The organism is Psychrobacter sp. Ps4 (assembly GCF_022129285.1).
GTDB lineage: Bacteria > Pseudomonadota > Gammaproteobacteria > Pseudomonadales > Moraxellaceae > Psychrobacter > Psychrobacter immobilis_A.
The window spans coordinates 73,715-93,512 of the sequence record NZ_JADQAK010000006.1 but is presented as its reverse complement, the minus strand read 5'-3'; the positions used below and the strand labels follow the sequence as shown (position 1 = coordinate 93,512).

General features: G+C 44.7%; 13 protein-coding genes and 1 pseudogene. 11 read left to right on the top strand and 3 right to left on the bottom strand.

The annotated features are described in order from the left end of the window. The first annotated feature begins 112 nt into the window (after window positions 1–112). The 4 genes and pseudogenes from alaS (at window position 113) to I3252_RS05230 (ending at window position 5,432) form a co-directional block, all read left to right on the top strand. Window positions 113–2,785, top strand: coding sequence for an alanine--tRNA ligase (gene alaS, locus I3252_RS05245; protein ID WP_193009460.1), 2,673 nt, complete (start codon window positions 113–115; stop codon window positions 2,783–2,785). A gap of 325 nt (window positions 2,786–3,110) precedes the next feature. Further along, window positions 3,111–4,397 carry an aspartate kinase gene (locus I3252_RS05240; protein WP_087814157.1) on the top strand — a complete coding sequence of 429 codons (1,287 nt, stop codon included), beginning with the start codon at window positions 3,111–3,113 and terminating at the stop codon, window positions 4,395–4,397. A 369-nt stretch (window positions 4,398–4,766) separates the two neighbouring features. Further along, window positions 4,767–4,934: pseudogene (csrA, locus tag I3252_RS05235) on the top strand (carbon storage regulator CsrA); the annotation flags it as partial. 123 nt (window positions 4,935–5,057) lie between these two features. Beyond that, window positions 5,058–5,432, top strand: a complete 375-nt coding sequence (locus I3252_RS05230; RefSeq protein WP_045445094.1) for a HopJ type III effector protein — start codon at window positions 5,058–5,060, stop codon at window positions 5,430–5,432. A gap of 86 nt (window positions 5,433–5,518) precedes the next feature. Here I3252_RS05230 and I3252_RS05225 read toward each other — a convergent pair whose 3' ends face one another. Together I3252_RS05225 and I3252_RS05220 are read right to left on the bottom strand one after the other, a co-directional pair. Then, on the bottom strand, window positions 5,519–5,830 hold the full coding sequence (locus I3252_RS05225) for a DUF1315 family protein (protein ID WP_045451872.1): 312 nt from the start codon (window positions 5,828–5,830) through the stop codon (window positions 5,519–5,521). Window positions 5,831–5,897: 67 nt separating this feature from the next. Next, complete coding sequence (locus tag I3252_RS05220; protein ID WP_227675922.1) at window positions 5,898–6,902, bottom strand: NAD(+) kinase; 1,005 nt, start codon at window positions 6,900–6,902, stop codon at window positions 5,898–5,900. A gap of 299 nt (window positions 6,903–7,201) precedes the next feature. Between I3252_RS05220 and I3252_RS05215 the strand changes: the two genes are divergently transcribed. Beyond that, window positions 7,202–7,924 (top strand): Bax inhibitor-1/YccA family protein, encoded by a 723-nt coding sequence (locus tag I3252_RS05215; RefSeq protein WP_045445091.1) that lies wholly within the window; start codon window positions 7,202–7,204, stop codon window positions 7,922–7,924. Between the two features lie 202 nt (window positions 7,925–8,126). Here the strand turns inward: I3252_RS05215 and I3252_RS05210 are convergent, their stop codons facing one another. After that, entirely contained in the window at window positions 8,127–10,907 is a 2,781-nt protein-coding gene (locus tag I3252_RS05210; protein ID WP_238034432.1) for a heavy metal translocating P-type ATPase, read from the bottom strand. 477 nt (window positions 10,908–11,384) lie between these two features. On the opposite strand from I3252_RS05210, the gene mrcB reads away from it, so the two are divergent. From mrcB to purH, 6 genes are all read left to right on the top strand, one after another. Then, entirely contained in the window at window positions 11,385–13,862 is a 2,478-nt protein-coding gene (mrcB, locus tag I3252_RS05205) for a penicillin-binding protein 1B (RefSeq protein WP_060490725.1), read from the top strand. A 35-nt stretch (window positions 13,863–13,897) separates the two neighbouring features. Continuing rightward, the gene (locus I3252_RS05200) at window positions 13,898–14,707 is read left to right on the top strand and encodes a tetratricopeptide repeat protein (protein WP_193009463.1); all 810 of its coding nucleotides are present in this window, start codon (window positions 13,898–13,900) and stop codon (window positions 14,705–14,707) included. Between the two features lie 122 nt (window positions 14,708–14,829). After that, window positions 14,830–15,756: a 50S ribosomal protein L11 methyltransferase gene (prmA, locus tag I3252_RS05195; RefSeq protein WP_193009464.1), complete on the top strand. Its 927-nt coding sequence runs from the start codon at window positions 14,830–14,832 to the stop codon at window positions 15,754–15,756. Between the two features lie 196 nt (window positions 15,757–15,952). Beyond that, window positions 15,953–17,245, top strand: coding sequence for a DUF3426 domain-containing protein (locus tag I3252_RS05190; protein WP_238034431.1), 1,293 nt, complete (start codon window positions 15,953–15,955; stop codon window positions 17,243–17,245). A gap of 274 nt (window positions 17,246–17,519) precedes the next feature. Then, entirely contained in the window at window positions 17,520–17,879 is a 360-nt protein-coding gene (fis, locus tag I3252_RS14190) for a DNA-binding transcriptional regulator Fis (protein WP_087816165.1), read from the top strand. Between the two features lie 153 nt (window positions 17,880–18,032). Next, window positions 18,033–19,613, top strand: coding sequence for a bifunctional phosphoribosylaminoimidazolecarboxamide formyltransferase/IMP cyclohydrolase (purH, locus tag I3252_RS05180; protein ID WP_238034430.1), 1,581 nt, complete (start codon window positions 18,033–18,035; stop codon window positions 19,611–19,613). Window positions 19,614–19,798: the final 185 nt, after the last annotated feature.

Sequence of the window (19,798 nt, the reverse complement as noted above, 5' to 3'; positions counted from 1 at the left end):
ATGCGCAGAATAACCTAGCCGTTGTAACTCTTGTACCAAGAGCTTGGGCGTTTGTGCTAAAATCGTTTGCAAAATTATTTTACTCAATTCTATTCGCCAGTAAGGAGCCGCTGTGAGCCAACCATTTCGCTCAGCCGATATTCGTCAAGCTTTTATCGATTTTTTCATAAGCAAGCAGCACACACCCGTCGCCTCATCGAGTTTGATTCCACACAATGACCCGACATTGCTATTTACCAATGCCGGTATGAATCAATTTAAAGAAACGTTTTTGGGTATGGAGCCACGTGACTATACCCGTGCGGTAACCTCGCAAAAGTGCGTACGTGCTGGCGGCAAGCATAATGATTTGGATAATGTCGGTTATACGGCGCGCCATCATACGTTTTTTGAAATGCTCGGTAATTTCTCTTTTGGTGACTACTTTAAGCAAGCAGGTATTGGCTATATTTGGGAGTTTTTGACCTCAGATGAATGGCTAGCAATCGATAAAAACCGCTTGTATGTGACCATTTATGAGACCGATGACGAAGCCTTTGATATTTGGCATAAAGACATCGGCATCCCAAGCGAGCGCATTATCCGTATTGGCGATAATAAAGGCGCGCCTTACGCCTCAGACAACTTTTGGACGATGGGTGACACTGGTCCTTGCGGTCCTTGTACCGAAGTCTTTTATGACCATGGTGCCGATATCGAAGGCGGTCTACCGGGCACACCTGAAGAAGATGGCGACCGTTATATCGAGATTTGGAACTGCGTCTTTATGCAGTTTAATCGTCAAAAAGACGGCTCTATGCTGCCGCTACCAGCGCCAAGCGTAGATACTGGCATGGGACTTGAGCGTATCAGCGCCATCATGCAAGGCGTTCATGGCAACTACGAGATAGATTTGTTTGTCCACTTGATGGATGCGGCGGCTGAGATTTTAGAGATTGAAAACCAGCAGCAATCGTCATTAAAAGTCATCGCTGACCATATTCGCGCCGTTTCATTTTTGATTGCTGATGGCGTGACACCAAGCAACGAAGGTCGTGGTTATGTACTGCGCCGTATCATTCGTCGTGCGGTACGTCATGGCAATAAACTTGGTGCTGACAGTGAGTTTTTCTATAAAATGGTCGCGCCTTTGGTTGCTGAAATGGGTACGGCGTATCCTGAGCTAAAAGATAAGCAAAGCGTCATTGAAAATGCCATTCAAAAGGAAGAAGCACAGTTTGCCAAAACTTTGGCACAAGGCTTACGTCTACTTGCCAGCGAGCTGGAAGGTCTAAAAGATGGCGACACGTTATCTGGGGAAGCCGCATTTAAACTGTACGATACTTATGGTTTCCCGGTCGATTTGACTGCGGATATCACTCGTGAGCGCGGTATTGTTATTGATGAAGCTGAATTTGATGAGCATATGCAAGCGCAACGTGAGCGTGCTCGTGATGCTGGCAAATTCGACGTTGATTATAGCAGTGTCATTCAAGTAGAAAACCCAACGACCTTTATCGGTTATGAGCAGCTTGCAGAAGATGGCGTGACGATTGATGCGCTGTATCAAGATGGCAATCCAGCAGCCAGCTTAGCTGAGGGCATGGAAGGCGTCGTGGTACTTGACCGTACACCGTTTTATGCTGAAGGTGGTGGTCAAGTTGGTGAGCTTGGCGAAATCCGCACTGCAACTGGCGTTTTTGAAGTGCAAGATACCAAAAAATCTGGTCAAGCCATCATCCATTACGGTGTCGTGACCATGGGTGACATTAACACCAAACAAACAGCCGATGCGCAAGTCTTGTCCAGCATCCGTGCGGCTAGTGCCAAAAACCACTCTGCCACGCATTTATTGCATGCCGCATTAAGAGAAGTATTGGGTGATGAAGTCACACAGAAAGGCTCATTAGTATCAAGCGAAGTCTTACGTTTTGATTTCTCGTATGACAAGCCTGTCAGCACTGCTGAAATTACGCGTATCGAACGCTTAGTCAATGAGCAAATTCAAGCCAACACCCCTGCTCGCATCGAGAATATGTCTATTGACGAAGCGATGAAACAAGGCGCTATGGCATTGTTTGGCGAAAAATATGGCAGTGACGTTCGTGTCTTAACCATGGGCACTGACAGTATCGTCGATGGTCAGCGCAAGCCCTTCTCTATTGAGCTTTGTGGTGGTTTGCACGTTAAACGTACTGGTGATATCGGTGTGCTAAAAATTACCAGCGAATCAGGTATTGCTGCTGGCATCCGCCGTATTGAAGCTGTCACTGGCATGAATGCGATTAAAAACATTCAGCAAAGTGAGCAGCAGCTGAGCGAGCTTGCCAGTCAGCTAAAAGTGAAACGTCCTGAAGTGGCACAGCGCGTACGTACCATGGCGGATAAGCAGCGCGAACTTGAGAAACAACTGGAGCGCTTAGAGCAAAAAATTGCCAGCGCCCAAGCAGCCAATTTACTCGATGAAGTGCAGACCATCGCAGGCACGCCGGTGCTTATCAGTACCTTAAGCGGTATCGACGGCAAATCTATCCGCACCCTGATGGACGATATTAAATCTAAACTTCCTGATGGCGTGATTGTATTGATTGGTGATAAAGACGAACAGTTAGCCCTAGCTGCAAGCGTGGCAAAATCAGTCACCGCTAAAGTAAAAGCTGGTGATATCATTCGTCATTTGGCAGGTGAGCTGGGCGGTAAAGGTGGTGGTAAGCCAGATTACGCACAAGGCGGCGCGCCAAAGTCTGGCAACAGTACCGCGGTTATCAACGCCCTACCTGCTTGGATTGAAACTCAGCTTAGCTAGTCCTGAAAAAAACATGAATACAGCGCATCACTTGGGTCTACTACGCATAAGATACGCGATTGGTTATAACGGTTATAACCAATCGCCATGTATCTAAGCGCTACGGGCACTTAACGTTGTGACGTAGATATGATATAAAGGTCAACGTTTATATGCATCGTGCGTGCATTACCTAGTCAGCACTACTGAATACATAAACGAAAAGCATGGGCGCAATTCTTATAATACGGCTTTATCTATACAAGCATTGATTGAGCGTCACATCCGCATATTGGCTCTCATTGATGATAATAAAAGGCCATTAACGAATAATAGGTAGATTTTTATGGCGTTAATAGTACAGAAATACGGCGGCACCTCGATGGGCAGTATCGACCGCATCAAAAACGTCGCCAAACGAGTCAAACGCTGGCATGACAACGGTCATCAAATAGTTGTTGTCGTCTCTGCTATGAGCGGCGAAACCAACCGTTTGATTGATCTAGCACGCCAAATTAGCACTCAGCCTGATCCCCGTGAATACGACCAAATGGTCTCAACCGGTGAGCAAGTATCGATTTCATTGCTTGCTATGGCGATTAAAGAGCTTGGTGTAGGCGCTCGTTCATTTACTGGTCGTCAAGTCGCGATTAAAACGGACAATGCCCACAATAAAGCCCGTATCGAAAGCATCGATGACAAAAATATCCGCGCGCAACTCGATGCAGGCAATGTCGTCATCGTCGCAGGCTTTCAAGGTATTGATGACGAAGGCAACGCGACCACATTAGGGCGCGGTGGCTCTGATACCACAGGTGTCGCTATTGCTGCTGCCTTGGGTGCTGATGAATGTCAGATTTATACCGATGTTGATGGCGTTTATACCACTGACCCTCGTGTGACCTCAAAAGCCAAAAAACTTGAAAAAATTACCTTTGAAGAAATGCTAGAGATGGCAAGTCTTGGCTCTAAGATTTTACAGATTCGTTCGGTAGAATTCGCCGGTAAATATGGTGTACCACTGCGCGTATTATCTAGCTTTGATGAAAACAACGATGGTAGCTTCGACCAAGAATTTCAAGACAATGTCGGCACCTTAATTACGATAGACGAAGGAGACAATATGGAACAGGCAATTATCTCAGGTATCGCTTTTAATCGAGACGAAGCAAAAATAGTCGTGCGCGGTGTACCTGATCATCCTGGTATTGCCTCTGCTATCCTAAGCCCGATTGGTCGTGCCAATATTGAAATTGATATGATAGTGCAAAACCTCTCTACCAACGGCACCACCGACTTTACTTTTACTGTCAACCGTACTGACATGGACAAAACCATGAAAGTACTGGAAAATGAAGTCAAAGATGAGATCGGTGCTAAAGAGATATTGGCTAATGATGAAGTCGTTAAAGTCTCTTTAGTCGGCGTCGGCATGCGCTCTCATGCTGGTGTTGCGAGCCTCATGTTCCAAACCCTTGCTGAAAACAATATCAATATTCAAATGATATCAACCAGCGAAATCAAAGTGTCTGTCCTTATCCAAGAACAGTATTTAGAAAAAGCTGTTAAATCACTACATACCGCATTTGGTCTGGATCGTGAAGATGGCGAAAGTAAAATCGCTGGGCTATAACTTATTTTAAAACGCTTAAAATAATCGATTTAGCATCAACAGTTATGCATTAAGTCAGTATCAATTACTTTCAACAATGTATTAATTTAAATAGGGTCTTTTTAGATCCTATTTTTATTTTTTATTATTGCTAGGGTAACTATTTACCCAATAGTTTTGTGAAAACCCGTGACAGTCTCTGTTATGCCCCCTATAATGGGGCTTTCATTTGGGCTAAATGAATCTACCTATCATTACCGCTATTGGCACAATAGTAAGCATTGTGGTTGTCATTGATACATTGTCTTTCTAGTGCTGCGGTAATGTCCTGCAATTGAGAAGTAATCTGATGAGTAATAATTTGTTGATGCGACATAAGGAGTGTGACGCATGTTAATTTTGACACGCCGCGTGGGCGAAACGCTAATGATTGGTGATGAGGTCAGTGTGACTGTCCTAGGTGTCAAAGGCAATCAAGTACGTATCGGTGTCAATGCACCGAAAGATATTGCCGTACACCGCGAAGAGATTTACCAACGTATTCAGCATGAGCGTTCTGTACAGTCGCAAATGCAACATCTTGAGCAAGGCAATTTTGCGCCTTCATTTGATGACGAAGACTATTTCAATCGCTAAGTTACATACTTTCACTTTTTTAATCTGCTCTGAGGTCATTTATTTATGAGTATCCGCCAATCAGATGTATCGGCTCTACTTAATGGTTTGGATAAAAAAGCCATTGGATTCAATGATGTCATCAGTTTTATTGATGATTTTTATCGCTACGCACCTGCCCCGTTTGTGAACGGTATGGTACACAATGCAGCTGGTGAAAATGAAGGTAGTGCGAAAATTTTTGGCTTTGCCAAGCACCATGGTCTAAATCAATTGGACACGCTAAAACTTTTTGGCGAGCATTATGCCAAAGTTCAAGCAACTCCTAACGGTACTGACCATGCCAATATCCGCAATTTTTTACATTGGGGCTGGCAAGGGTTTTTGATGCAAAAAAACCCATTAACGGTTCGCCCTAGTGTTGATACGACGGCGCTTTAAAAAGTTATTAAATAAGAAAAGGCCACGCTGATTAGCGGGGCCTTTTTTATGTGCTTCATTTTTTATCATAAAACTTAGCCACCAGCCTATTTATCACGAAACTTGACGGGTTGGACTGCGCCTTTCGGATTAGGCATGTTTGGATAATGATGCTCGTGCTCGACATCACATTCTGCCCCGACAATAGAGCCATCGTCTTTGACTGGCTTATGAATATAGCCTGTGCGCTCAGCAGGTGGTAGATGCTCGTGCTCCCACACCATCACCGCTTGCATACAGGTCTCGCGCTGCTCAGCGGTCAGCTTACGACCATCAGGCCACTTACCCAACTCAATCGCCATGCGGAACTTATCCACCACTTCTGGCGTTAAACTTGCTAATATCGTTTGCTTGTCCATCCTATCTACTCTCCACCACTATTTTTTATAACATATTTTTTATAACGTTTTTATATAAAAGAGACACTTATTCGTCGTCCATAATATCATCATCCACGTCAAGACTGAATTCCTCAGCATGGACGTTCCAGTGCAATTTGGTGCGACAAGCTTCATAAAAATCAAACCCTGGCGGGTGCAATAAAGTAAGTTTATCTGGATGCTTACGAATATAGAGCCGTTGCTCTTGCTCAAGTGGCACGCTTGGCTTGCCGTCGGCACTGACCATCGGCTGAGTGCGATTGTCTTCGTGAATGCGAATGCATACTTCGCTATTACCGCTCACCACAATCGGTCTGCTAGACAGCGTATGGGGATGCATGGGCACCAAACAGATAGCATCCATACTCGGATGGATGATGGGACCGCCGCCAGAGAGTGCATAGGCCGTTGAACCGGTAGGCGTTGCTGCAATCAAACCATCACTATGCTGACGGTAGACATCTTGACCATCGATTTTCATCTGAAAATCTATCATATGAACCGATTTTCCCGCATGCAATACGATATCATTGAGCGCCATATCTTCATGAATGATAGTGCGCCCTTCCCGTATCTCCATCGTCAATAGAAAACGATGATCCAGCTGATAATCACCCATCAATACTTGGCGCAATTTAAACGCCGCTTCATCAGGTTTTACATCCGCCAAAAAACCAAGCCGACCACGGTTGACGCCAAGTACAGGCACACGGTAGCGTGCCAACGCTTCAGCCGCATGCAATATCGAGCCATCACCGCCAACAACGATAACCAAATCACAAATCTCGCCGATTAGACTACGCTTAACGATTTTGACCTTTTCAATCTCAGTGAGATTCAAAGTAGGCAAGTTCGCCGTCTGCACGTCCATAATCAATGTGAGGTTCATCTCATTGATAGTCTGGGCAATTTGTACCAAACTTTGAGTGACACTGCGTTTACCAGCGCGGCCCATGAGCCCAATACGCCTAAAAGCAGGGTTTTTGATAGCGTGGAACAGCTCTGATTCATGTAAGTGCGGCAATCTTGCGGATTGCGCTGAGTTTTCCATAAAACGACTCGGCATAACGGTAAATTACTCGCCAATGATAGCGATAAACGAGCGTTTAGACTAGCATGTTTATGAATTATCGTTGTTAACTGTCGTAATCAACCCCATATAAAAGCCATCGCACGTTACTCTTAAACGTGTTTGTTTAGCTAGGCAATATGCCAAAATACATCAACTAATAATAGCTCTATAAGGTCGTGAGGCCTTGATGGCTGTCACGTAAACACAGTTGACAATAATGGCGGTTTTGCTAAAGTAGCTAGCATCACTATTATTTATATTTTATTAAGGACAACTTTATGGCCAATCCTATTGTCAGTCGCGCAGAACTTGCGATCGGCGGTAAGCCAATGACGGTCAAGGGCGTGATTCAAAAGACCAGTCTATTACTTGGATTATCTGCGATCACTGGTGTGGGCTTTTTCTTTTATGCCCTTATGGCAGGCTTGTCGCAAGGCTTTATTACGATGGCTGCCTTCGGTAGTATGTTTGCCGCTTTTGGTCTCGCGCTTTTTATCACTTTTAAACCACACAAAGCCAAAACCTTTGCGGTGCCTTATGCACTGTTAGAAGGCATATTTTTAGGCGGCATCTCGCTATTCTTTATGCGGATGTATCCGAGTGTACCAGTGACCGCTATGTGTGCCACTTTTGTGACGGCAGCCGTTATGCTAGGGCTATATCGCTCAGGTCTGGTCAAGGTGACTGAAAAGTTCCGCTCAATTGTGACCTCAGCATTGATTGCGATTATGCTGGTTTATGTGGCGCAATGGGTACTTTCTTTAGCGTTTGGCTCAAGCTTACCCTTCTTATTTGAAGGTGGCGCTATCGCTATCGGCTTTAGCTTATTTGTTATTATTATCGCCTCTTTTACGCTTTTACTAGACTTCGATAATATCGATCGTGGTGTGGCAATGGGCGTCTCTGAAGACTATGAATGGTTATTTAGTATTGGTATTCTTGCCACGCTCGTATGGATGTACATTGAATTTATGCGTTTGCTTAGCTACTTACAAGACTAATTTAAAAACCAGCTAATCTTCATTTCAATAAAAAACCGCCTTGGCTATTCATATAGTTAAAGGCGGTTTTTTTATGGGTAAAGTTAAATACTTATGACAGACATACTGTTTGGAAAAATGTGAGCAGCAAGGAAGATGAGTTTCAGTACTACATTAGTAGGCTAAGTAAGTTTGACGCAGCTAATCGTTTTTTGAATGGGTATTAAGCACGCTTTAAGCGTAGCGCATTTAATACCACAAACAATGAGCTTAATGACATACCAATAGCAGCTAGCCAAGGTGGCACATAGCCTAACGCTGCTGGTATTAGCACACTGCCATTATAAATCAGTGCCCAGCGGAAGTTTTGTTTGATAATACGTTCCGTTTTATCAGAGATACTCTTAGCCGCAGTAATAGCGTCGATTTGACCATTTAAGATAATACTGTCACTCGATACTTGTGCCAAATCTGCCGCCCCCGCAATAGAAGTCGAGACATCTGCTGCGGCTAGCACTGGCGCATCATTGATACCGTCTCCCACCATCAACACTACGCCACCTTCCGCCTGTAGTTTTTGAATATGAGTAACCTTGTCTGTTGGAGATAGACCATTGTAAGCAGAATGCATCCCTAAGCTTTCAGCCAATACCAGCGCTTGCGGGCTTGGGTCACCAGTCAACATAACTGTCTCAATACCCAACTCTTTAAGCGTATCAAGCATGGCTTTGGCACTATCACGCACCTTATCATTGAAATAGAAGCATGCCAGCGCTTGCCAAGTGACCGAGTCATTTTGTTGACAAGATAAAACCACTGCTGAGCTGGCGCGCTGTGATACTAAATCAATGACCATATCATTATCAGCATCGTTTAACGCAAAATCCACATGACCAATTCGATATAATACGCCATCAATCATTGCCTCGACACCGCCTGCTGGATAATGCTGTAAGGCCTGCGTCGATGGCAAATGCAACTGATAGGCAGCGGTAAGCAGCGCGTGTGCAATAGGATGACGGCTCCCTACTTCTAGAGCCGCAGCGATGGCTAATACCGTATCTTTTTGCTCATCTGTAGCCGTTGCAATATCATTATCTTTAAGCAGCTCAATATTTAATAAATTCGGCTTACCATAAGTTAAAGTGCCTGTTTTATCAAAGGCGACATGAGTGATTTCCGCTAAAGTTTGTAGCGTATGTCCACGCGTCGTCAAAAAGCCATAGCTTGCCAGTCGATTGGTCGCGACCGTCAGCGCAATCGGTGTCGCTAAAGACAGCGCACAAGGGCAAGTCGCGACCAATACCGCGACCGTAGCCCAAATCGCTTGACTTGGGTCAACGATATACCAACCAATGAATACCAAGACAGACAATACCAAAATACGCGCCACAAACCATCGTGCCAGCTTGTCTGCTTGCTGTGCCAGTTTGGGCTTTTCACTCATGGCACGGTTCATCAGCCGATCAATTAAGCCAATTTGGCTGTCTGCTGGCAATGCTGTGACCAGCATCTCAAACGGTTGGCTATCGTTTTGTGCACCGCCGACGATATAGTCACCTTGGCTCTTGATAATCAAGTCGCCCTCACCCGTCAATAGGCTTTGCGACACGGTAGCAGTCTGGCTCAGCAAAATACCATCGCTGATGATTTCAGAGCCAGCCTCAACTAAAATGATATCACCCACTTGCAAACTATGGGCGGTGACCATTTGTTTTTCTTTTGCCTCATCTGCTGTTGTTGATATGGCTGATTTTTGAGTACGCGTGCGTTGCCAGTCTTGTGCAATTTTTGATGTGAGCTGATGAACATTGGCATCCATGCTTTGCATAAAATTAGGCGTTGGATTAGCTGATGTGCTCGCCTCATTTGTATCCAAATTACTGACTTGATTGCTCACGTCTTCATTTATAGCTGTTTTCTTGAGCTCATTTTTCTTTAACTGCTGTAATATAAGCTCGGCGGCTTCTTTATCTTCCGCAATTTTTTGTACCAGTACTGGCTCAACCACAACCAAGTCATTGGCCATGGTGGCGGCTTTTAGGCGGGCATTATGCTCAATGTAACGCCCTGCCAGTAAAAAGAAAATAAACATACTGACCGAATCGTAATAGGTTTCCCCTTGACCAGTGATGGTGGCATATAGGCTCGCGAAAAAAGTCACAATCAGCGCGATGCTGACGGGCACGTCCATATTGACTTGACGGGCACGAATTGCCGACCACGCTGAGGTAAAGAACGGGACACCCGCATAGAAGAAAACGGGCGTACTGACAAATAAAGACACCCAGCGCAAAAAATCACGCTGAAATATTAGCATATCGCTGTATTCACCAAAATAGATGGCAACGGCATACATCATCGCTTGCATCGAGCCCAACGCGGCAATGCCAAGACGTATCAGCATTTGGTTGTTATGACGCGCCAGCATCGCCTCATGCGTATCTTGACGATAAGGCTTGGCTTCATAGCCGATTTCATTAATGGTGGCAAGAATACGGCTGATCGGCAGCTTATCCTCGTTCCAAATCACACGCATACGCTGATTGGTCAAATTCACCTGACATTTACTGATACCCTCTAACTCATCGAGACGCGACTCAATTAGCCAAGTACATGCCGCGCAGCGTAGGTTATTGACGGACAGCTCTGCAACCGACAGTCCGTCTTGAGCATAGACGAATTGTGATTTGATCTCGTCATGGTCATACGCCTCAAGGCGAGTCAACTGCGTCGGTAGACTTGCCGTACGATTAATCTCTGAGCGGTCCAAGTAATACTGCTCAAGCCCTGCCTCTACGATGCTTTGAGAGGCTAACTGACAGCCCATACAGCACATCTCACGCGGCTTACCCAATATCTTGGCATGGAACGGCGGCTGCGGTACAGGATCACCGCAGTGGAAACAGTGACCTGCGAGTGGCAGTACTAAACCTTCGATGATAGAGTTATCTTCATAATGCTGGCTGGTGGTCGATGCCATTGATGATGGGACATTGGACATAATCGCGCTTACTTCCTTTAGACAGGTTTGCTCGAACCTTATTCGCTTTAAGTAAACTTACTATCACTAACGAGACTCAACGCCTATGCAGAAGACTTATCTAAAACAGCTATTTTAAATAACTTTCAGCACGGCTCACAAAAAATAAAACAATAACAGTAGCGGTTAATTCATAAAAAACACATCGTTGGCGCGTCTCTAAACTGCTATCGTGCATGGCTATGTGACATGGTTACATGGTGACATGAAGCTAATATGACACTTATATAACAATGATACTGCCAATCTAAAGCTTTTAATGCTTTGTTAGCAATGACCGTGTTTTAACAGAGATTATACTATAAGCAAGTGCTGTGAAGAGCATAACGACTCACAGCTTAAAATCAATGAATGCCTGCGTTGACGATGATAGATTGAAAAATTTGTCAATTTGCGTCATTATGAGGCAGTTTTTTATACCAAAATGGTGCGACATCAGTGCAAACATCCAATTCCAAGTTACCAAATACCAAGTTAACACAGTCCTCTAAATCTGTTAACCACACGCTCCCTTCACAGCAGCGTGGGTTGGTATTTAGTAGTCTTATCTTAATTGTCATTATTGCTGGCATGGTGCTCTTGGCGCTATATTTAATCAAACTTGATCGCACCATTACTCATAAGTTTGAGGGTAAGCGCTGGGATATTCCTGCTAAAGTGTATTCGCAGCCGCTTGAATTGTATCAAGGCGCGAGTGTCGACAAAGATACGATGAAGACATGGCTGGAGTTGCTGAACTATCAAAGCAACAAAGCTTATGATCGCACAGGAACCTATCATAGATCAGGTAATACCTACTTTATTCATACTCGCGGTTTTACTTATAGCGCCAACGATGTGGATAAAGAGCAAGTCATAAAAATGACCATTGCTGGTAACAAGATTGAGTCCGTACAAAGCACTTTGCCTGCCAAAAGCGGCATCATTCGCTTAGAGCCGGTGAGTATCGGTGGTATTTATCCTGACAGTAATGAAGATCGTTTGGTCGTCTCGTTAGATGAAGTACCACAACCACTCATTGATGCGTTAATAGCCACGGAAGACCGTGCGTTTTATGAGCACAAAGGCGTCTCTATACGAGGCATTGCACGTGCCGTACTGAACAACTTCTCTGGTGGCTCTAGACAAGGCGGCTCGACCATCACTCAGCAGCTGATTAAAAACTTCTATCTCAATTCAGACCGTACGCTGAAGCGCAAAGCCAACGAAGCGTTAATGGCAGTATTGCTCGAGCTACATTATAGCAAAGATGAAATTCTACAAACGTACCTCAACGAGATTTATTTGGGTCAAAACGGCAACCGCTCTATTAATGGTTTTGGCTTGGCATCACAGTTTTACTTTGATAAACCACTGAATGAGCTGCGCTTGGATCAGCAAGCCCTGCTAGTCGGTATGGCAAAAGGCCCGAGTATCTACAACCCACGTCGCCATCCAAACGACTCAAAAGCGCGCCGTGACGTCGTGCTGGGCAACATGCTGGCCGTTGGCTCACTCAGTCAAGAAGACTATGAAAAAGCGCTAAAGCAGCCACTTGGTGTTGTGGACAAACCTGTCGAAGGCAAAAGTCAATTCCCTGACTTTTTGGATATCGTCAAGCGCGAGCTGAATACCGTGTACTATTCTGATGACCTCAAAAATGAAGGTCTTATCATTATCAGTACTTTAGACCCTATTGCACAATTAGCCGCAGACAAAGCGGTTGATAGAAAATTGGGTGAGCTGCGTCGTAATAGTAGCAAAACCAAAGACTTGCAAGGTGCCTTAGTGAGTGCCAATCCTGAGACTGGTGAGCTGGTATCTGTAGTGGGCAGTGGCAGTGAATTTACCGGCTTTAACCGTGCGGTCGATGCCAAGCGCCAAGTGGGTTCGTTATTGAAGCCTATTATTTATATGACAGCGCTTGAAAGTGGGCGCTATAATCTTGCAAGCTCAGTCGATGACTCACCGATTACCGTCAATCTAAGCGATGGTACTAAATGGAACCCCAAGAACTATGACAATCGTGACCATGGTTATGTGCCATTTACCACTGCTTTATCAAAGTCTTATAACCAAGCAACGGTACGCTTAGGTATGGAGTTTGGGGTCGATACCTTTGCCAAGCAGTTACAGCGCATGGGAATCAAAGAAAAAATACCACCTTATCCATCAGCATTGTTAGGTTCTGTTAATCTTAGCCCAATGGACATGCTTGGTGTCTATCAAGTCTTTGCAACTGGTGGCTTCCGTACGCCTATCCATAGTATTCGCACCGTCATTGATGACCGTGGTCGTATTTTACAACGTACTGGACTCAACACTCAGCGTAGTATTCCGCCTGAGACCAATTTCTTAATTAACTATGCTTTACAAGATGTGGTCAAAAACGGTACTGCCAAACGCGTGCAATCACTTGGTAGCAATCTAAATCTTGCTGGCAAAACAGGTACCACAAATGATTACCGCGACGCTTGGTTTGCAGGCTACAGTGGCAACTATGTCAGTGTGGTTTGGGTTGGCCGTGATGATAACAAGCCAATTGGTTTAAGCGGCGGTACTGGCGCATTGCCAGTTTGGGTTGACTATATGAATCGCTTGAAACTGACGCCTGTGGCACTACCAGAGCCTGAAGGTATTGAATGGTTGTGGTTAGAGAACAACTCAGGCAAGTTGTCTAATGAGCGCTGTGCAGATGCACGCTATCTGCCTGTCCTGTCGGCATATTTACCAGAAGAAGCCAGCAGTTGCGCTGTCGGCTTATATCAACAAGATCGTGCTCGTGAACAAAACCAGCAGCGCCGTAGTGAAGGTTTAGAGATTCCAAATGGCGAAGCTGTTGATAGCGACAACCAGGAAAACAGTGATGGGTCAAATGGTAATGATGCAGAAAGTCGTGCCGATACTTGGTATGATCGTGCCGTTGAATGGTTCTAAAGTTATTTGTGAAACTTAAAAAAGGTCTCAATCTAATGTTATTTCTCAAGCGAACTGTATCAGCTAGGTCAGCCGTCATAACGTGGTCTATCAAAATCAAGCCAGCCAATAAGATGCTGGCAGTCAGCGCTCTAGCTGGCATGTTGAGTTTGAGCGCTTGCCAGACTGCGCCGACTGCATCTACCGCGATCAAAACGGTACCGACTCAAACGCTGCCATCATCGCAAACAGCTAAAGCCCCCATAGCGACTGTGACGCAAGCGCCCATTGTCAGAACAGAGGACGAGGACGACTACCCCATTGAGCCTTATAACTCCTATGAACCAGCCGAATCAACCAATCCATTGACTCAAGAGACGCCTGTATTTACACCATCTAATCCTGTGTTGACCCAACCTGATCCAGTTATTATCATCCCTTCGCGTGATGACTACATCATCTCTGAGCCGTCAGCACCGTCACACAACGAATTGCTAGAACAGGCAAGAAAAAACTCGCAGCAACGAACACAGCAAGCTACCACCAACAATAGCAACCTGCCAGCATTTCGCAATTTGATGCAAGCAGGTATCAGTCAACTAAAAGCTGGCAAACTGACCAATGCTGAAAACAGCTTTACCCGTGCACAGCGCCTAGCACCTAAATCTTCTGCGGTATATTTCTATTTGGCGCAAGTAGCATTAAAAAAGAACCAGCCGCGCAAGGCAGAAGCCATGGCACGCCGTGGTCTGAGTGTTTCTCAAGATACCAGTCGTCGTCGCGCGCTGTGGCAAATTATTTTGCAATCAGGACAAGCCCAAGGCAACGCTCGCGTCATCAGTGAAGCGAAGCAAGCCTTACGCTAATATCAAGACATACCGAAGTGAATAGATACCAAGTTTATCACTTGGTATCTATTCACTTTTTATATTCTGTACCCGCATCATTTATCCAAAATAGACATTCATTTTTAATTAAGGTTATCGTTATGGCATGGCAACAACTGCATTTACAATGTGAAAAAGCAAACGTCGATTTGGCTGAGGCACTGCTCCTAGAAGCAGGTGCATTATCCATCGCCTTAGACGACGCAGGTGACCAACCTCTATTTGAGCCCTTACCTGGTGAATCACCGCTATGGGATGAAGTTATTTTGACAGGGCTATTTGATGCGACCACCGATGCTGGCAGTCGTCAGGCAGTCGAGCAGCTCAGTCATGAAATCGCAGCACAAGTGCAAGCCACTCGTATCTGGCTCACGGCTGTCGATGATAAAGATTGGGAGCGCGAATGGATGAGCAATTACCATCCTATCGAATGTGCTAATAATTTATGGATTGTGCCCAACTGGCTGACGCCGCCCAATCCTGAGGCGACTAATATTATTATGGATCCTGGCCTAGCTTTTGGTACAGGCTATCATGCCACTACCCGCTTATGTCTTGACTGGTTAACAGAACAAGATCTAAAAGACAAAGTGGTGATTGATTATGGTTGCGGTTCAGGTATTTTAGGCATTGCTGCTTTGTTATTAGGTGCACGCCACGTGTATGCCGTCGATATCGACCCACAAGCAGTGCTGGCAACCAATCAAAATGCCGCACGCAATCACGTTGGGGATCGCCTGCAAGCGTTTTTACCAGAAGACTTCACTGACTACTGCGCACAAAATAATGTGTTACCTGTAGACGTAATCGTTGCAAACATTCTAGCCAAGCCGCTTATTGGCTTAGCGCCTTACTTCGCCACCTTAATCGCACCAAAAGGTCGCATTGTATTAGCCGGTCTAATAGAGTCACAAACCGAACAGGTAACGGCGGCTTATCAACCTTATTTTGCGCTTGATGCAAAGCATGCTTTTACAGCGCAAGAAGACCAACATTGGCAGCGTTTATCTGGTACATTTACAGGCTAGCAACATTTAATTACATCTGTTACGATAGAGGGCAGTCAAATGTCATGCATTTGACGCCACTCTGTCCTTACTCATCATTTATGGACATTTACAGCTAATATTTAAAGCTGATACAAAAGGCAGTATTAGCACTATAGGCAACTATTAGCGAGTGGCTAAGCGGTATTGATAACCATAATTTTTTGGATTCGACCCTATGACCACGCCCATAAAAACTCAGTGCCCTCATTGCCAATCTTGCTTTAAAATACAGCAAACACAGTTGAATAAAGTAAACGCCACTGTTAGCTGTGATCAATGCCAACAGAGTTTTTTGGTCAATAAACATCTTATCCTCACTGCCGATGCTGTCAGTACTTCCGCGATTCAAGAAAATACAACGACTGACACCAATACGCTAGCCGATTCAAATGGACATCCTGCACAAACCGCTGACAATCATAATAAAAATCAACATGCAGTAGGTGCTGCTAAGTCACCACTCACTCCTCCATACTCAAAAAATGCTTCATCTGATACTTTAATTGAGGATGATTTGATTCATGACGGCTTAATCTATGATGATATGGATAGCGATGAACCAGAAGAAAGCGTTTTGGAGTATGATTCTCTAGATAGTATGGATGCTTGGCTGACTCAAGCAAGTAATATGAACAATAGCAGTTATACTTCTACAGCAGACAACCAACCACCAAGTAACCTCTCTAAAAAAACAGATAAAAACAACGCGTCATCAGCGAAAGTATCATCTGATGCTACAACAGAAAATTCCTCATCAGCACAAATGGCGCTCAGTTCAGCAGCCGCTAATGATATTCATGCCAATGTGGATGATACTGCGGACAATTCTTGGCTCGAAAAACTCCTAAAAGAACAAAATAAAAGCGAAGAGGTTCGACAAGACGATACCGACTTATCACAACTATTGCTCGATATGGGTGTACCATTGAAAGATGAAGCGTTAACCTCCGAAGAGCGTGTGAGAAAAGCACAAGCAAAGTTTACACCTACGCCGCAGAGACGTTCTATCGCATCCTTACTATGGACGCTAGGATGCTTAGTATTAGCACTGCTACTTTTTGCTCAATACGTCATTTTTAATCTAGAAACTTTGATGAAAAACCCAGTGCATGCAGAGCGCTTACAATCAGTATGTGCAGTCGCTGCCTGTAGTTTACCTAGTGCCGATCTAACAGCATTTACGATTACTAACCTTAATCATAAATCGAGTAAGATTAAGATGGATGGAAAGTCGAGCGATGTCAGTGCCACATTAAACAATCAAAGTGCCAAAGCACAGCTGTATCCGAATGTTAAAGTCAGCGTATACGGCGCAAATGATATGATTGGAGAATTCATCGCCACGCCAGCTGATTATCTATTAAGCAAGCAAAGCCAATTAGCGGCGAACAGTAGTCGAAACATATTATTTACCATCCCTGTTGCTAATAGACAAATTCGAGAAGTGACTATAAGTCCTCTGTATTGAGTGGATAATTACTAACAAAATAGCTGTTTCTATAAACAACCTCGTCTCTTAAAACTTCAGCCCTCAGAAAAACGTAGGCAGGTCGCAAGTTCAGTAGTGATGCAAGTGCGACCCAGCCAGTTATATTTTGTGGCAATGTTATAATAGTAAGCGTATACCCTAGTCATACTGCTGCCAATATAAGGTTAATCTGTCAGCGCTAAACGGTATTAATTTGATATAATACCCTGATATCTTATGGTTTGACTCTTTCCAATCCCAAGGACATTATCTTATGGCACCTCATGCACAGCATAATGCCAATCATTTTGCCACAAGCTCTGAGCATCCTGCCGATTATAGTACAGCTAACCATCATTCAACTCGTCATGTTGACTCCTCATTAGACAGCGATGCGAGCCAGCGGCATGAACCACTGCGCGTACATGTGGAGCGTGTGGTACGACAGTACTTTGCGATGCTAGGCGATGAGATGCCGACCGACTTGTATGAGCTTATTTTAAAACAAGTTGAAGAGCCACTATTATCGGTTGTCCTTGAAAAAACGCGAGGCAATCAAACCAAGTGTGCACAAATCTTAGGTCTGAATCGTGGCACTTTACGCAAAAAACTCAAAACTTATGACTTAATGTAGCATCTGCTATATGCATTTCTCTGTCTTTATTACCAATCATTATGTATGGCAATTTAACGTTATTGACGCTATCCACCATGATATTGTCTGCAACAATTGTCATTGTCACCTTGCCAGACGTTTACGTCAGGCTTTTTTTATGGAAATTTTCTTATGAGTACAACCCCACTTGCTCTATTGTCAGTCTCTGATAAATCCAATATCGTTGAATTTGCGCAAGGCCTTATTAAGTCAGGCTTTGGCTTACTATCTACTGGCGGTACTTATCGTTTACTCACAGAAAACAATGTCGCTGTGACCGAAGTATCCGATTACACAGGTTTTCCTGAAATGATGGATGGCCGTGTCAAAACACTACATCCTAAAATTCATGGTGGCATCCTGGGACGCCGTGGTACAGACGATGCCGTCATGAGTGAGCACGCGATTGAGCGTATTGATTTGGTTGTCGTGAATTTATATCCGTTTGCTGAAACCATTGCTCGTGCGGATGTCACCATGAACGATGCTATCGAAAACATCGACATCGGTGGTCCTACGATGGTGCGTTCTGCGGCGAAAAACCACGCTCATGTGGGTATCGTGACTGATCCAGCAGATTATGAGCGCATACTTGCCGCTTTAGGTGATGGCACCAAGCTGATACCTGCTTTGCGCTATGACTTAGCGGTTAAGGCTTTTGAGCATACTGCACAGTACGACGGAATGATTGCCAATTTCTTAGGTAGCCGTGTCAATGAAAACCAGCAACCTGAGAATTTCTCACGTACTTTTAATGTGCAGCTCGAAAAAGCACAGGATCTACGCTACGGCGAAAACCCACATCAAAACGCTGCTTTTTATACAGAAAACCATCCGCTAAAAAGCCAACAAGCCTCTATAGCGACTGCTAAGCAACTACAAGGTAAGGCACTGTCTTATAACAATATCGCCGATACTGACGCTGCCCTTGAGTGCGTCAAAGCCTTTAGTGCACCTGCTTGCGTTATCGTTAAGCATGCCAATCCTTGCGGTGTCGCTGTGGATAACGATCAGGTAACCGCTTATAACACTGCCTTCAGTACTGATCCTGAGTCTTCTTTTGGCGGCATCATTGCTTTTAACCGCCCATTGACGTTGGCAGCTGCTAAAGCCATTATCGACAACCAGTTTGTAGAAGTTATTATTGCACCAAGCATCGAAGATGGTGTGCTTGAAGCGACAGCTGCTAAGAAAAATGTCCGTGTCTTGGTGTGCGGCGAACTGCCAGCGCCAGATCAACGCGATAGTCAGCTTGACTACAAGCGCGTCAACGGTGGCCTGCTAGTACAAGAGCAAGATCTTGGTTTGATTACAGCCAATGACTTAAAGATTGTCACTGATGTACAACCAACGGAAGCGCAAATCGCCGATCTATTATTCAGCTGGAATGTAGCAAAATACGTCAAATCCAATGCGATTGTTTATGCCAAAGGTCAGCGTACTATCGGTGTTGGTGCTGGTCAGATGAGCCGTGTCAACTCAGCGCGTATCGCTGCTATCAAAGCTGAGCACGCTGGATTGGCTACTGAAGGTGCTGTTATGGCGTCAGATGCCTTCTTCCCGTTCCGTGATGGCATCGATAACGCTGCCCAAGTCGGTATTGCTGCTATTATCCAGCCAGGTGGGTCTATGCGTGATGATGAAACCATCGCTGCGGCAAATGAGCATGGCATCGCGATGGTATTCACTGGTATGCGTCATTTCCGCCATTAAATTGTTCCGTATCACTTTGAATAGTAGCATTGATAGCAGTATTAAATTTTGTATCGCTATTAATGCTAAATCTTTATGATAAAAGTAATGCTCATTAAAAAAGCCACTGTAGACAGTGGCTTTTTTATGCTTCAAACTTGAGAAGATTATTTAGAACGAATGACTAAGTAAGTATCTCACGTTTT

Bases quoted from the DNA above. Each gene is read 5' to 3' on its own strand.
- I3252_RS05190 (WP_238034431.1), top strand. From the start codon at position 15,953: ATGACCACGCCCATAAAAACTCAGTGCCCTCATTGCCAATCTTGCTTT.
- I3252_RS05225 (WP_045451872.1), bottom strand. From the start codon at position 5,830: ATGGACAAGCAAACGATATTAGCAAGTTTAACGCCAGAAGTGGTGGAT.
- I3252_RS05220 (WP_227675922.1), bottom strand. From the start codon at position 6,902: ATGGAAAACTCAGCGCAATCCGCAAGATTGCCGCACTTACATGAATCA.
- I3252_RS05210 (WP_238034432.1), bottom strand. From the start codon at position 10,907: ATGTCCAATGTCCCATCATCAATGGCATCGACCACCAGCCAGCATTAT.
- I3252_RS05230 (WP_045445094.1), top strand. From the start codon at position 5,058: ATGAGTATCCGCCAATCAGATGTATCGGCTCTACTTAATGGTTTGGAT.
- I3252_RS05200 (WP_193009463.1), top strand. From the start codon at position 13,898: ATGTTATTTCTCAAGCGAACTGTATCAGCTAGGTCAGCCGTCATAACG.
- fis (WP_087816165.1), top strand. From the start codon at position 17,520: ATGGCACCTCATGCACAGCATAATGCCAATCATTTTGCCACAAGCTCT.
- I3252_RS05215 (WP_045445091.1), top strand. From the start codon at position 7,202: ATGGCCAATCCTATTGTCAGTCGCGCAGAACTTGCGATCGGCGGTAAG.
- I3252_RS05240 (WP_087814157.1), top strand. From the start codon at position 3,111: ATGGCGTTAATAGTACAGAAATACGGCGGCACCTCGATGGGCAGTATC.
- prmA (WP_193009464.1), top strand. From the start codon at position 14,830: ATGGCATGGCAACAACTGCATTTACAATGTGAAAAAGCAAACGTCGAT.
- purH (WP_238034430.1), top strand. From the start codon at position 18,033: ATGAGTACAACCCCACTTGCTCTATTGTCAGTCTCTGATAAATCCAAT.